General features: G+C 59.7%; 14 protein-coding genes. 3 read left to right on the forward strand and 11 right to left on the reverse strand.

Features of this window, described 5'->3' with window-relative positions:
* Positions 1–18: 18 nt before the first annotated feature.
* The 9 genes from ACP9M6_RS14270 to ACP9M6_RS14310 form a co-directional block, all read right to left on the reverse strand.
* Positions 19–1800 carry a S49 family peptidase gene (locus ACP9M6_RS14270; protein ID WP_427452188.1) on the reverse strand — a complete coding sequence of 594 codons (1782 nt, stop codon included), beginning with the start codon at positions 1798–1800 and terminating at the stop codon, positions 19–21.
* The gene (locus tag ACP9M6_RS14275; protein ID WP_427452190.1) at positions 1797–3422 is read right to left on the reverse strand and encodes a phage portal protein; all 1626 of its coding nucleotides are present in this window, start codon (positions 3420–3422) and stop codon (positions 1797–1799) included. The genes ACP9M6_RS14270 and ACP9M6_RS14275 overlap by 4 nt, the downstream gene beginning before the upstream one ends.
* Before the next feature lie 4 nt (positions 3423–3426).
* Positions 3427–3690, reverse strand: a complete 264-nt coding sequence (locus tag ACP9M6_RS14280; protein ID WP_427452192.1) for a hypothetical protein — start codon at positions 3688–3690, stop codon at positions 3427–3429.
* Positions 3687–5834: a terminase gpA endonuclease subunit gene (locus ACP9M6_RS14285; protein ID WP_427452193.1), complete on the reverse strand. Its 2148-nt coding sequence runs from the start codon at positions 5832–5834 to the stop codon at positions 3687–3689. Before ACP9M6_RS14285 ends, ACP9M6_RS14280 begins: the two co-directional genes overlap by 4 nt.
* Positions 5834–6511, reverse strand: a complete 678-nt coding sequence (locus ACP9M6_RS14290) for a hypothetical protein (RefSeq protein WP_427452195.1) — start codon at positions 6509–6511, stop codon at positions 5834–5836. Before ACP9M6_RS14290 ends, ACP9M6_RS14285 begins: the two co-directional genes overlap by 1 nt.
* A 201-nt stretch (positions 6512–6712) precedes the next feature.
* Positions 6713–7294: a hypothetical protein gene (locus ACP9M6_RS14295; RefSeq protein ID WP_427452197.1), complete on the reverse strand. Its 582-nt coding sequence runs from the start codon at positions 7292–7294 to the stop codon at positions 6713–6715.
* Between the two features lie 715 nt (positions 7295–8009).
* The gene (locus ACP9M6_RS14300) at positions 8010–8246 is read right to left on the reverse strand and encodes a hypothetical protein (protein WP_427452199.1); all 237 of its coding nucleotides are present in this window, start codon (positions 8244–8246) and stop codon (positions 8010–8012) included.
* Between the two features lie 65 nt (positions 8247–8311).
* Positions 8312–8500: a hypothetical protein gene (locus tag ACP9M6_RS14305; RefSeq protein WP_427452200.1), complete on the reverse strand. Its 189-nt coding sequence runs from the start codon at positions 8498–8500 to the stop codon at positions 8312–8314.
* A complete protein-coding gene (locus ACP9M6_RS14310; RefSeq protein ID WP_427452202.1) occupies positions 8500–8760 on the reverse strand; it encodes a hypothetical protein in 261 nt (86 codons plus the stop codon). The genes ACP9M6_RS14305 and ACP9M6_RS14310 overlap by 1 nt, the downstream gene beginning before the upstream one ends.
* A gap of 115 nt (positions 8761–8875) precedes the next feature.
* Here ACP9M6_RS14310 and ACP9M6_RS14315 point away from each other — a divergent pair, with 115 nt between their 5' ends.
* The 3 genes from ACP9M6_RS14315 (at position 8876) to ACP9M6_RS14325 (ending at position 11957) form a co-directional block, all read left to right on the forward strand.
* Entirely contained in the window at positions 8876–9358 is a 483-nt protein-coding gene (locus tag ACP9M6_RS14315; protein WP_427452204.1) for a LexA family protein, read from the forward strand.
* Between the two features lie 13 nt (positions 9359–9371).
* Complete coding sequence (locus ACP9M6_RS14320; protein ID WP_427454797.1) at positions 9372–10676, forward strand: Y-family DNA polymerase; 1305 nt, start codon at positions 9372–9374, stop codon at positions 10674–10676.
* A gap of 72 nt (positions 10677–10748) precedes the next feature.
* Entirely contained in the window at positions 10749–11957 is a 1209-nt protein-coding gene (locus ACP9M6_RS14325; RefSeq protein WP_427452206.1) for a DUF6161 domain-containing protein, read from the forward strand.
* A 4-nt stretch (positions 11958–11961) separates the two neighbouring features.
* Here ACP9M6_RS14325 and ACP9M6_RS14330 read toward each other — a convergent pair whose 3' ends face one another.
* Both ACP9M6_RS14330 and ACP9M6_RS14335 read right to left on the reverse strand, forming a co-directional pair.
* A complete protein-coding gene (locus tag ACP9M6_RS14330) occupies positions 11962–12816 on the reverse strand; it encodes a DNA adenine methylase (RefSeq protein WP_427452208.1) in 855 nt (284 codons plus the stop codon).
* Positions 12797–13174 (reverse strand): hypothetical protein, encoded by a 378-nt coding sequence (locus tag ACP9M6_RS14335; RefSeq protein WP_427452209.1) that lies wholly within the window; start codon positions 13172–13174, stop codon positions 12797–12799. Before ACP9M6_RS14335 ends, ACP9M6_RS14330 begins: the two co-directional genes overlap by 20 nt.

Raw genomic sequence — 13174 nt, forward strand, 5'->3', positions numbered from 1 at the left:
GAATTGAGTGGGTTGGACTTAAGCTCTGGCCCCGGCCCGTTCGCGCATGCGTTTCGCGGCAGCAGCCTGCGCCTGGTCACCCGCGGAGAGCTTGCCCGTCGAGGCATTGCCGCCCGTGCCAAGCTGCGGGTTCGGGACACCGGCGAGGCGACCGCCCGTTTGCTTTTCCGCCTTCTTCAGCAGACTCGCCGCCGTTTCCGCCGTCATGCCGGGGGTGATGGAGAGTTCAGCGGCGAGGGTTTCGCGGCCTTTGGCCTCGGGCAGGTTCTGGATGGCGCGGGCCTCAACCGGATCAATGCCACCCGACGCGGCGGGCTTGGACCGTTTGGCGGATTTGCGTCGTTTCGGGGCCGTGGCAGCAAGGCGTTTCATGGCGCGATGCGCGATGCGGCGCGAGGCTTTGCGCGCATCGGTTTTTTCGTCATCGTCCATGGCGTCGGGATCTTCATCCGCCGCGTCCATGGCCTCGGTTTCTTCCTCGGTCAGGGCTTCCGCGTCGTCCTCGCCCTCGTCTTCCATGGCGTCGGCGTCTTCGCCGTCATTCATGGATTCAATCTCGTCATCCTCCATGGCGTCGAGGGTTTCGTCGGTTTCTTTGTCCACCGCGTCGGCGAGGGCCGTCGCGTTGAAAGCGGTCGCGCCATAACTGGCGGTCGCGCAGGCGAGCGCACTGCACGAGAGCAGCGCGAAGAGTGAGGCGCGGTTTCGCGCGGCTTTGAGGGTCGACATCGGGGTCTCCTGTTCTGTCGAGAGGGATGCCGAACCTTTGGGTGCGGCGGTTGAAATTTTCTTGGGGGTGTCTTTGGACGCGGATGTGGGGTCCGGGGCGGGCTCTGGTTTTGGCTCTGGCTCTGGGGCGGGCGCGGTTGCCAGTTCCGTCAGGCGGGCCAAGGCCGCCGCGCGGTCCGATTGCGCATCGGCCAGCCCGTGGGTCAGGGCCGTCGGTGTCATGAAGGCGGCGGCTTCCAAATCGGCAATGGCGGATTGTTCCAGCCCCCGGCCCTGCGCCATGCGCGCGTGGAACCAGTCGCCCAATTCGTTGATTTCCGCCGTCCATTGTTCGGACTCGCCCTCGGACAATTCCGTCTCCGGATATCCAAAACTTTTCTTGTCGCCCGATGTGAAGAACGTAACTTTGCGGCCCGCTTTGGCATCCGCGCCCGTCGTGTCGAGGCGACCATAAATCACGCCAATGGAACCGAGCGTCGCGGTCAGTGTCGCGTGAACCTCGGTGCAGGCCCCCGCGAGAGAATAAGCGGCGGAACAGGCCAGACCATCGGTGAAGGCGACAATCGGCTTTTCATCCCGCCAGGCGAGGATGCGGTCCGTCAATTCGAAACAGCCATTGACCATGCCGCCGGGGCTGTCGATGTCGAGGAAGATGCCCTGACAATCGGGGTCGGACATGGCAGCGGCGAATTCCGCCTCGATCCGATCGTAACCGTCAATGCAGAGCATCCCGCCCAGAATTTCGGCGCGGTTCATCAATGGGCCGCGCACAGTGATCGTCTGAACGTAGGGGTCCTGTCGGGCCTCTTGGCGCGCAGGGGCGAGGGCCAAGCGGGCAGATGGCTGCGCCGCGGCAAGTCCTTGAACATCTGCCAAGTCGTCATCCTCAACATCGCGGCGCAAAAAGTCGGGAATGATGGAGGCTTTGCGGTTGGCGCGCCGATGCGCGCGATCAGCCAAACGCCCTGCGCGGTCAGAATAAGCGGCGGAGAGTTGCTGTTGCAGCTCCGGCACAATCGCCGGATAAAGCATGAGCGGGCGGCCCGTCAGGGTGAGGTGAAGGGGGATCATTGTGCGGTCGTCCCGTCTGTCGGATTGGTCGGGGCAAGCGCGCCCTCGCGGAAATTCGAGCTGATGCTGAGCTGTTCCATCCGCTGTTCCTCTCCGGCGATGACGGCCATTTCCTCGTCGAAATCCTCGCCATTGCTGGAATAAATTTTGGAGCGGGAAGTCAGGCGACCTTCGAGATTGAGCAGGTTTGCCTTGGCCGCTTTCTCCGGATCAATCTGCGGACGGGCGGGTCCGACCCAATTGGAGCGGCACCACGCGGCGGGGGCTTCCCACAGGTCCGCGCAACCGGGCGGCAGGTCGATCAGGCCGCGATCCGTGATCTCATCAAGGACGGCGAGGTAAATCGGCATCACGACCTGCGTCCCGAAATCCGCGCGCTGCACCATGACGGCACTCCAGATTTCGTTGAACGCACCGCGCAGGGTGGAATAATTCAGACCCGTGTAATTTCCGGTGATTTGCCCTTCGGACACATTCATGGCGGCGGCGACGGATTGCATCAGCGTGCGGTAAAACACGTTGAAGGCCGTGGCCTGTCGCGGCGCGGTGTTGAGGTCCACCGAGTCGCCCGGCATCAGGACGGGGATGCGCACACCCATGAATTCGACGGGGGCTTCGTCGTAAAAATTCTGGCGGACGTCTTGGTAACCCTGCAGGTTGACGCCGCTGTCCTGCTTAACGCCAAGGATGTCCGCGACCGCAGAGGGGTCAAAGCCCGATTTCACAAAAGCCCCGAACAGCGCATTGATCAGCGCCGATTGAATCTCCGCGCCTTTGTACTGTCCCATCATCAGGAACGTCTCGATCACGGGGGCGAGCGGCGTGATGCCGCGATGTTGGCCCGGACGGGATTGGGTGAAGCCATGAATGCAGACCGGTCGGCCATAATCTGACTCACGCGGGACCCGGTCCCAGAGGAGACTGTCAAGCGCATTGACGGAGATGTCGCCGGGATGGGCGCGGCGAATGTGATAAGCAATTGGCGCACCATGGGCGTCGAGTTCCACCCCGTCCCGCATCGTGTCCGAATCCCACGCACCGTTCGGATTGGACAGGCGGTCCGTGTCGATCAGGTTCACCGCCGTCTGGAACGCACCGGGCACGGCCTCGCGCAGGTTCATCACTGCCAGACATTCCCCGACCGTTTTCCATTCGGAAAACGCGATGCGCAGCAATCCACCAAAATCGTGACGGCGAGTCAGGTCGCAAAGACGACGCGGATCCGTGGCCCACCGTTGAAAGGCGCGTTCGATTGACGTCGCCAGCTCGCGGCCTTCTTCCTCGGTGATGCCGAGGGCACGGTGATCGGGTTGGGCCTGCAACCGCCAGCCCGACCCGATGACCATGCCCGTCGATTTCTCGACGGCGGTGCGGGCTTCGGGTTCGTCGCGGACCAGTTTGCGCGCGCGATTGGCGAGGGTTTCGCGTTCAAACCGATTGGCCGCATCGGCGGACAGGGTCGGGGCCTGGAAGACGGCCAGTTCCTGTGTTGAACTGCCCGCGCCACGATAATTTGTGGTGTGGCCGGACGGGGCAAGGGCCGACATTTTGCCCTGCATCCGGACAGCCGCAATCTCTCCGGCGGAAACCGCGGAGCCGTCAGCTTTCAAAATTCCGGTCATGGGATCAGCGGCGTCCAATCGGCCCGCGCAACGGCCCGCGCGACACGCGGCGTGTTGGCGTTTGGTTCAGGAGAACCGCGCAATTTCCAGCCTCGAATTGACGTTCAAGTTCGAGGATTTGTTTCTGGATGTCCGATGTCTTGGTCACATTCCAACGCGACCGATCGGGCCCGTCCTGAATTTCGGCAGGGGTGAGGTTCAAGCGGGAGTCATGCAGCGCCTGTCGCGCCTGATCCAACTGCAATTTCAATGTCGCGCAATCGGTCATGATCCGGCCTCTCGGTTGGCAGCGATCATGCGCTGCAGCCAGTTGGGTGTGGTGTTCCCGGACTTGTCGCTCTGACGCGGCAGGGGTTGGACCGCCTCAGACTCCCGCGCGAACAGTTCCAACGGGGTCAGGTCGGCGAGAACGGGGTCCACGGCCTCGCGCAGGAACAGGTCTTCCCAGTCTTGGGGTGACATCCGGACGAGGCCGAAATGAATGGCGAGGACGAGATTGTAAACGGCGAGGTCGAGCTGTTCATTCGCGCGGCCATTGACGCGGACAAAGGCTTCGTGATTGCGGATCGGGTCCGCGACCAGATGTTCCGCCGTCAGCTGTTTCGTGAACTCGCGGTCAATCTCGTCATGGAAGAACAGGTGAAGGCCGGGCCCGATGTCGTCATGGTCAAAGGCCGAGAGAGAATTGGTCAGGCCCTGATAAACCATCCGCTTCAGCAGATGGGTGTTCAGCAAAGTCAGCGGCACGCGTTGGATCGTTTGACCCGCCGCGTTTTTCAGCTTGCCGCCTTTTCGTGAAGGCTGCCAGAGCGGTTCGAACCGTGCTGTCGGGCCGGTCATGCCCTTGATGCCGATGACGTCGGGATTGCCGACGATGAACCGATAAGCTTTGTCCGTGTCCTGCCCGCCCGTGTCGATGCCCATCCGCCGCGCGATTTGCGGGCGCAGGTGAACGGAGTCGAATTCCTGCGCAAAGGTGCGGCGGAGTTCCGTCCAGCCGCCGGGCTGCATGGGGGGCTGTTGAATGATGCCGTGATCGATGCAGGCCCCGCGCGGTCCCGGTCCCCAAGCGTAACTGGCCCATTCAAACCGATTGCCCTGCAGGTCAGCAGCGGTCGTCGTGAACGCCGCCCAGTTGGGCACCATCCCGCGACGCACGGGCGAGGTCTTGGCCCGCGGCGCGCCGCCCGCCATGGCGAACAGTTTCTCATCATCCGGCGTGTCCAGCTCCGCATCATAAGCTTCGCCGAGGACCTGCTGGGTGAAGGCGATCATCTTGGCGGGGTCGTCTTTCGCGTCGAGATAAGCGGCGAAGATTAACTTCCATGTCGAGAACGGGGACATGCCCTGCCAAATGTGGAAGCTCTTGTCGCGGCCTTCGGTGTCACGGGCCCGCGCGGCGGCAATGTCGGCGGCGGGGATGACGTCCTTGATGCGGGTGTCAGACGGATCGCGCGGGTCAGGCGCACAGGCGGGGGTGGGATTGTCCGGATTTTCAGAGTCGAAAGTCGGGATCCAGCATCCGCCGGCATTCATGGACCGTTTCAGCGCGTGTCCGATCAGAGCGCCGCAACAGGGCGGCGCGAGTTCGACGCGCGCTGACGACCCCTCGCCCGTCTGGACAAGATGAGAGAACCGCGGAATGAACCAGTCTTCGCAATGCGGGCATTCCCATGCCCATCGGCGTTGATCGCCGTCATTGTAAAATTTCGTGACACGGCAGGATCCCGCCTTGCCGGGGGTCGACGGAATGTAAACTTTCAGGTCTTCGCCGTAAGTCGTGCCGCGGGCAATGGCCTGTGTGACGGGATCGCCGCGCTCGCCCTCATCCTCGTCATATTCTGCGACTTCCTCCAGAATGATGAAGCCGACTGTGATCATTTGCAGGTTGGACGTGGCACCACCGGAGGCCATTTGCAGGAAGCCGTCGCGGAATCGCCGCCGCATCTGGGTCGACCGTTTCGTGCCGTGACGCGCATAAACGCGGCGGGTCAGTTCCGGTGAACTGGAAATCATCGGGTCCAGTTTGATTTCCGAATATTTCAGCGCCTCGGTGAAAGTCGGCAGGACAATCAGGATGCCTTTGGGATCTTCGTGAATGATGCGGCCCACGGCATTCAGGCCCGCCTCTGATTTGGCGCTTTGTGCGCATCCGATCACGGCGATGATGCGGGACGGATCGGACGGCCCGCAGGCATCCATGATCTCTTCAAGGTAAGTGACGCGGGCCGGATCCCACGGACCAGGAAAACGGGACCCACTGTCCGCCCCGACCACGCGATATTTTGCGGCCCAATCCGAGGGCTTTGTCTGAATTTGCGGAGTCGCGGCCTCGGCAAAGGCGGCGAACATGACGGTCGCGCTTGTCAGGCCCGACAGGACCACATGACGCGACAGGATTGGGAGCTTCATCAGCCCGTCGCCTCAACCAATGTCGGGATGGCGGCGGGATCGGCGCGCATGTGCGCGGCGGCGGCCGTGAGATAATCAAAACGATCACGCGCGGTTGAGGACCGCAGCGGGTCCATGTCACCAATCAACTCTGTGAGAGAATCGGCCAGCTTTTGCAGGGCGGGTTCCAGATGCGCGCGGATGGTTTGGGTCGTGCGTTTCTTGTGGGCGTCACCCAGACCGTTGACGGCGAGGACGCTGTCCGCCGTGTCCATCAAGGCCGGCCCCAAAAGCGCATCTTTGACCGTCGTGAAGGCCTCGGCGGCGGCGGCTTCCGCCTCGGCGAGGTCAACGAGGTCCCCTTTTTGGCGGGCAAGGGCGAGCTCCGCCGTTTCCGCCTGGGCATGTTCTTTGCGGGCTTTGGCTCTCTGGGCGTCAGAGAGCGGGATCGGGGCATTGAGTTCGGGTTGGGTTTTCGGGACAACTTTCAGGTGATGTCCCCGCTGCACTTCACGGGTGAACGACGTTCGGTGTTTCGTGATCTCAGAGAGGAGGACGCCGTCCTGCTTTGCCGTGCGCTTCCGAACCAGCCCGTGGGCATGCGCATATTTTGAAACGGCCTGACGGGAAACGCGCTCGCCCTCGCTCTCACTGAGAGCCGTGGCGGCGGCGGTGAATGTGATCGGTGTCTCTGTCATGGTTCAAAGGCGAAATCGCCAAACCCGAAAACCGCAACTCAAACTAAAAAGTGCAACCCTTTTGAAAAATCAAACGGCCACAAAAAAAAATGGCCAAAGGCTCACCGTATACGTTTTTTGCGTCAGGAAGGACCCAAAACGTCAAATCGGGATGGAGTTTTTCGGAATAGCTGTTTTATGCGCTTGGTTGGGCCCTTCACGTCAAGCATAAAATCTCACAAGCTCATCCAGACCCGCAATTAGCTGCCCAAGTGCGAAGGCTCGGCGGGTTTTATCAGCGGAATAAGGTGCATCAGCGCCTGCCTCTCCCAAACTCACGCCATCAATCAAAACAGCCTTGACGGCGGCAGACGGCAGAGGCCTCATCGCAGTCATGGCTTCTGCCACTCTCGCCCTCGCGTCGGTCCCCGCAACAATTCCACCATCGGACCACGCACCGCCGCCTTGGACACGCTCACCATAATTCACAGTTCCTCCGGTGAGATATCCCGCGCGCCAGTCGAGGAGGAACTTAGCTGCCGCACCTGCCATCGGCTCGGTCACGGTGCGGTTGTCGATCAATGATCGCAGCGTTTTGGGCAAGGCTTCACGCAGTTTCACCATGTCAGCGCCAATGCGCCGACCTGACCCCGGCTTTGATCCGCCCGACTTTACTGCACGGCACTGGGTTGGACCATTGCGAGGCAGGGCGTTTAGCTGTGCCTCTAGGTCGGAAGGTGGAAGCTCACCCCTGTGCCGGTTCGCCTCAATCACCGCCCGCCGACGCTTCTTGAATTGGGTCATCGTCTCGTCCGATCGCGGGCTTTGCGGCACGGTCATCCGCCGAGGCTCGCCAATAATTGCAGGTTGACCCTGTTTTCTCTCAGGTTGACCCTGTTTTGGATGAGGTTGACCCTGTTTCGAACAAGGTTGACCCTGTGTTATCTCTCTGTTTTCATTCATTTTTAACTCAAAATATAAAATAAAAGGGTCAACCTGCACAACCTTTCCCGTGTTTTCTCGAGGGGATGTTTTTCTAAACTTCTCGACAATCCCGTCATGCAGATATCGTCTGGCGTGGCACGGGAGGCGGGCGCAATGACAATCCAAACCACGGGAGAGGTTGACCCTGTCGCCCCTTACACAGTTCATGAATGTCTTTTCTTAGATAAAACAATGGCTTCCCCCCCAACCCCACGTTTTCAAACCGAAATGAAGGATGGCCCTGCCAGAATAGGTTGACCCTTTTTGTCCGCAATCCCGCCCATCCTTATCGTTTGTCAATGACAAAACAGGGGGGCGGGGAAACAAAAAGCTTTTCATAAAAAATGGGGGTTGACGCGGATTTTGTAATTTTAAGCATTCGGAAACGAATGCTGCGGAGTTTTTCCGCGCTCACAATTCGGGTGTTTTCAAGCCTTTTTTATCACTTTCCCAGTGATCTGACCGAGCGGAAAACAACAAGCCGGAGAGGCAAACGACCGTCCGACTTTGTTCAAATCCAAGTGGGTGGGGAAGATCAGAGGGGCGAGGACATGTATTCGAACATCACCCAAAGCTGGCTGATGATGAATGGAATCACGGCAGCCCCCAAAAACGCGCCCAATGTGATGGCCCACACACCAACAGGTTTGCGGTAAACATGCCCGCAATTCTGGCAAACATCCGCTTTCTTGCTGATGGGCTGCCGACACGACCGGCAATGCCCCATCAGCTTTTCGTCAGGTCCATCAAATTCAGGTTTCGTTTCAGCCATTTCAATCCCCCAGTTCAGACATCTGGCCTAAGCCACACAACCGCCGCGTGTCAAACAGGGCGCTTTCACGCCGTCGAGATCAGGGCGAAGCCGACCAACAGGCCCAGCATCGCACAGGCCAGAAAGCCCATCCGGAAGGCGGACCATTCGGCGGCCGTCCACATCGGGACGCGGCCTTCTTCGCGCAACCTGGTCTGTCGCGCGGCCTCTGCCTCTGCGGCTTTGTGACGGTCAAGATTGCGATTGTAACCCATCAGTGACGCGTCTCCGTCGCTCTGTCAGGCAGGATTGCGATGGAGAGTTCGCCCTCTGCCATGATTTGTGACGTGGCCCGCAATCCAGGCGCAGCTTCCAAGGCGACCCTGACGGTCGGGCCGTCTGGGGTGCCAGTCTCAGCGACCTCCCCTGACCGCACCAACGCTTCTGCAACTTTGATCGCCTGCGCGGACGGCAATCCGGCAGCGTTCACAATCGTGATGATGGGGGGTGGGGAATGTGGAGACGCGTCTGACATGGCACATCCCTAACCTGTGGACGACCTGGTGGACAAGTGGAAAATGAGAACAAAACATAAACTTTATTTTTCACCAGCGATTGACAATTAGGAATTTAGTCCTCTTTTAAGGCGCATGGCCCAACACATCACATCCGGGATTGAAATCCTGTCCACCGCCCGCCCGATCGGAGAGGCGACCGTTCACGGGCGGATGGTGAAACAGCCCGCCGGGGCTGCACCGTCGCGCCAACCGACGGGCTTCCCCTCACCCGCCACAGACCATTTAGAGGACGTCATCGACCCCGTGGGCTGGATCGTGCGTCATCCGGGTGCGAGTTTCTGGTTCGTTGTCGAGGGTGACGGTTTGAAGGGTCAGGGCATTCTGGACGGCGATCTGATCGTCGTGGACCGGGCCGGCACATTGCGGAGCGGGCGCGTCGCCGTCTGCGTGCATGACGGCATGTTCCTGCTGAAACTGGTCAAGCGGGACAGCACGGGTCGTCCCTGGCTGTTTTCCGACAGTCCGGAGAGCCGCGAACGGCCCATCCCGTTCAATGAGGGCACAATTGTCGAAGGTGTCATTGCGGGGGTTGTGCGTCGCTGCCCAATTGGGTGACTCGATGGCCGAGCTGCCCAAACCCATCGCGATTTCCGATTCTGCGAACTTTTATGTCTCGGCGGAACGCTGTTTCGACCCCGCCTTGCGCGGCGTGCCGGTGATCGTGCTGTCCAACAATGACGGATGCGCCGTGGCCCGATCGGACGAGGCCAAGGCCCTCGGTGTGAAGATGGGCGAGCCCGTGTTTAAACTGCGCGACAAAATCCGCGATCACGGCATTCGGGTTCTGTCCTCAAATTACACACTTTACGGCGACATGAGCCGCCGCGTCGTCGAAGTTTATGAAACATTCAGCCCCAATGTCGAAATTTATTCCATCGATGAGAGCTTCCTCGATTTCTCCGGATTTCGCGATCGCGACGCCCATGCCCGATCGATGAAAACAGCCGTCACGCGCCTGACCGGCATTCCGGTGCGCGTTGGCATCGCGCGGACCAAAACCCTCGCCAAATGTGCAAATGAACTTGCCAAACGGAACCCGATCTGGGGCGGCGTGCTGGACCTGTGCGACATCGCCGCGGCCGAGGCCTTGCTGCCGCGTGTGGCCGTGGGCGACATTTGGGGTGTTGGTCGTGCGACCGTGCGGAAACTGGATGCCATCGGGATCCGCAGCGCGGCGGAATTGCGAGACATGCCCGTGCGACAGGCGCGACAGCTGGGCACGGTTGTCTTGGAACGCACGGTCGCGGAATTGCGTGGGACGCCCTGCCTGTCCTTCAACGACACGGTTCCAACACGCAAAGGATTGGCCGTCACGCGCTCCGCCGGGGAACCGATGTGCGATTTCACAACCGTCATGGCGGCGCTGACGGCCCACGCGACACGCGCAGCCGAGAAATTGCGGACGCATGGTTTGGTCGCAGGATCACTGACCGCATTTTACCACACGTCGCGTTTTCGGACAGAGGATCCGACATGGCGGGCCTCCCGCACGACGCAGCTGCTGCCGATGTCGCAGGACACGTTTGACCTGATTGCAGCGGCGAGACGCTGCGCAGAAGCGGGCTGGCCGCGATGTGAGGGCGACGCTTTTGCAAATCCATGGGGTTTCAGGTTTGCCAAGGCTGGCGTGATGTTGACCGACCTGCTGCCCCTCGCGGACCGTCCCGCGACGCTGTTTCACCCGGGACCGGAACGCGATCCCGCCCTGATGGAGGCTTTGGATGTCTTGAATGCCCGTTTCGGGCGAAAGTCCCTCACGCTCGCCGGCGAAGGCACGGCGGCCAAGGGCAAAAGCTGGGACATGAAGGCGGGGCATCGCAGCCCCAGATGGACCACCCGGATTGGAGAACTGCCGATCGTGCGGGCGCGGTGAACTGGGGGTAGGGGCTTGACGGAATCACGGGTGCAACCGAAAGCTGAGAGCAAGCTGAAAAGGGCGACTCGCATGGCAGAAATCACATTGGAATTCGGATCAGGCAAATGGCTCCGCGAACGCACCTTCGCTGATGCACAAGCCGTTCAAGATTGGGCAGACAAAGAGAAAGAGGCTTGGCGGCAGTTTGGAACGGTCACAGAAGCGACCCAAACGATTGACCGCCTCAACACCCTCTCAACAACAACAAATAACATGCCCGATATCACGGAAGATGAAACCGACGACAAGCTGACGGAATATCTTCGAAGAAGAAACTTGCAGACTGTGTTTTCAAATATTCAAATGTTCAGAACCGATGAGGAATTCCAATTTGTTGCTGACGTGCAAAAGAACCATCCAGATCTCGTCGCCAGCTTTTTTAGATATTTCCTCCACGGCGGGGTGGACAACGCATTTACCGAACAAGGCATTCTCTTTCGGACACTGCTCTCTCGAAGACTTCTCAAGGAAAACGACCCAAAAGCTGCATCACAACGCGCCGCATTGGAAAAACTCACGGAAGAATATCAAAACCGTCTAAGCGACCTTGATAAAAAGCTCGCGGACACACGAAAGATGGCCGCGCAGGGACAAACGGAAGAGCGTGACAGGACAGACAATGCTCTCGAAGTCATGTCAGCCGTGACGAACACGCAAATTGAGCAGAGCCGATCAGAACTCAACCAGATCGTTGATCGTCTGACCACGGATGGAGAGCGCGCCATTGAGAAAATCAACGCAACCGACGCCAATTTTAAAGAGAAACTGTCCCTTCAACCAACGGTAAAATATTGGACGGACAAGGCCGCAAAACACGATGTGAAGGCCCGAAATCTCTTGGAGGTTCTGGTGTTTGCGGCGGTTGTTGTCGGCGCCGCGATTTTCGTTGCCCTCATCTGTCTCTTCGCCTTTCAACCGGAGTTGGGAAAGATCGGCGAGACGAAAACACTGCTGACCCTCGGCGCGACGGGCGCACTCACCACACTTATTTTTTGGGCGGGGCGAATCATAACGCGAATTTACTTAGGCAATGTGCATTTGGCAAATGATGCGCGGGAACGAGCGACTCTGATTAATACTTATTTGGCTCTGAATGTGGACGAGGTCGCGACAGAGCAGGACCGAGCCCTCGTCCTTGCAACAGTGTTCAGACCGTCAACGGACGGCGTCGTGAAAGATGACGCTGCGCCCGTTTTTGGGGTGCCCGGATTAATTGCAGGACGCATGTCAGGGAGCTGACACTTCACCCGAACATCTCAATCTGACCGCCCCGCGCCCGCGCCAAGGCGTCAGACGCCGCTGGATTGAGCCAGAGGCTTTCCAGGCGGGGTCTGGCCCCATCGGCGAGGGCGGGCCGGTCCACGCGCTGCCAATCGCCGAACAAATCGGCATAAATTTCGCTTTGGTAACCGGACAGCACGACCATGCCCGTCAAATCATGCAGGACACCCGCCAGGCGCACGTGATCCGCATCCGTGAATTCATGAAAATAATCTGTGCCGGCATCCCGCGTTGATGAAACGTAAGGCGGATCAATATAACTGACCGTCGCGGCGGCATCATGGCTGCGCAGAACGGGCTCAAAATCTCTCTGCTCGATGACGACACCGCGCAACCGCTCGACAAGCGCCGTCACCCGATCGGGCCACCGCGCCCAATCCTGCGCCGGCGTTGACCCCGACCGATTTGAATTGGACCGAAAACCCGTCGATTTGTGGACAGACGCCGAACTGTGACCCTGAAAACTCCGCACCAAAAACCGTCGCGCAAACTCGACCGCATCCAAATCCGTGGACATGTCCCGTGCCAGATCAAACTCCACCCGCGAAAACGGGGTCAGGGTGATCGCCTCTCGCAAGGCCGCAGCCTGCGCCGGGTCCCGCAACACACGGAACAGGTTCACGACACCGTCATCCAAATCATTCATCACCTCGGCATAACTGCGCGGCTTGCGCAACAGGACGGCCGCACTGCCGGCAAAGGCTTCGACGAAAACCTGATGCGGCGGCAAATGGTCAATGATCCAAGGGGCCAACATCCATTTCGCGCCATGATATCTGCAGGCGGATTTCACCAACTCACATCCCCAATGCGGCATCAAGGCTGTCGCAGCGGGGGCATTGACGGCGGAATTGGGTGGAGGGGGTCACGCAATCGCATTTCCCGCTGTCCGGCAGGGCTGAAAACGGGGTTGGCATTCCAATCCCCAAAAGACACGCGATCAGGTCATCCGGCGCGAAATGCCGATCGGGGTCATTTTGCTCGACATGTGAAAACACGCGCCGCCCATTGATGAACGCGCACAATTTGCACTTTGTTGTCTGCCCCACGGTCCAACCGGCTTCGCGCGCGGAACTCTTCGCCGTCGCGACCGTCACCGGCATCGCCGTCACCCAAAACGTGCCCGCACATTCATCACAAGACAAATTCACAACACGCTGTGCCGAAATCCCCAT

The sequence above is a fragment of the Litorimonas sp. WD9-15 genome, from assembly GCF_050271975.1.
Lineage (GTDB): Bacteria > Pseudomonadota > Alphaproteobacteria > Caulobacterales > Maricaulaceae > Litorimonas.

What these genes read in the sequence shown, in the direction of transcription:
- ACP9M6_RS14270 (WP_427452188.1), bottom strand. Translation starts at nt 1,800, where the DNA reads ATGATCCCCCTTCACCTCACCCTGACGGGCCGCCCGCTCATGCTTTAT.
- ACP9M6_RS14275 (WP_427452190.1), bottom strand. Translation starts at nt 3,422, where the DNA reads ATGACCGGAATTTTGAAAGCTGACGGCTCCGCGGTTTCCGCCGGAGAG.
- ACP9M6_RS14280 (WP_427452192.1), bottom strand. Translation starts at nt 3,690, where the DNA reads ATGACCGATTGCGCGACATTGAAATTGCAGTTGGATCAGGCGCGACAG.
- ACP9M6_RS14285 (WP_427452193.1), bottom strand. Translation starts at nt 5,834, where the DNA reads ATGAAGCTCCCAATCCTGTCGCGTCATGTGGTCCTGTCGGGCCTGACA.
- ACP9M6_RS14290 (WP_427452195.1), bottom strand. Translation starts at nt 6,511, where the DNA reads ATGACAGAGACACCGATCACATTCACCGCCGCCGCCACGGCTCTCAGT.
- ACP9M6_RS14295 (WP_427452197.1), bottom strand. Translation starts at nt 7,294, where the DNA reads ATGACCCAATTCAAGAAGCGTCGGCGGGCGGTGATTGAGGCGAACCGG.
- ACP9M6_RS14300 (WP_427452199.1), bottom strand. Translation starts at nt 8,246, where the DNA reads ATGGCTGAAACGAAACCTGAATTTGATGGACCTGACGAAAAGCTGATG.
- ACP9M6_RS14305 (WP_427452200.1), bottom strand. Translation starts at nt 8,500, where the DNA reads ATGGGTTACAATCGCAATCTTGACCGTCACAAAGCCGCAGAGGCAGAG.
- ACP9M6_RS14310 (WP_427452202.1), bottom strand. Translation starts at nt 8,760, where the DNA reads ATGTCAGACGCGTCTCCACATTCCCCACCCCCCATCATCACGATTGTG.
- ACP9M6_RS14315 (WP_427452204.1), top strand. Translation starts at nt 8,876, where the DNA reads ATGGCCCAACACATCACATCCGGGATTGAAATCCTGTCCACCGCCCGC.
- ACP9M6_RS14325 (WP_427452206.1), top strand. Translation starts at nt 10,749, where the DNA reads ATGGCAGAAATCACATTGGAATTCGGATCAGGCAAATGGCTCCGCGAA.
- ACP9M6_RS14330 (WP_427452208.1), bottom strand. Translation starts at nt 12,816, where the DNA reads ATGCCGCATTGGGGATGTGAGTTGGTGAAATCCGCCTGCAGATATCAT.
- ACP9M6_RS14335 (WP_427452209.1), bottom strand. Translation starts at nt 13,174, where the DNA reads ATGGGGATTTCGGCACAGCGTGTTGTGAATTTGTCTTGTGATGAATGT.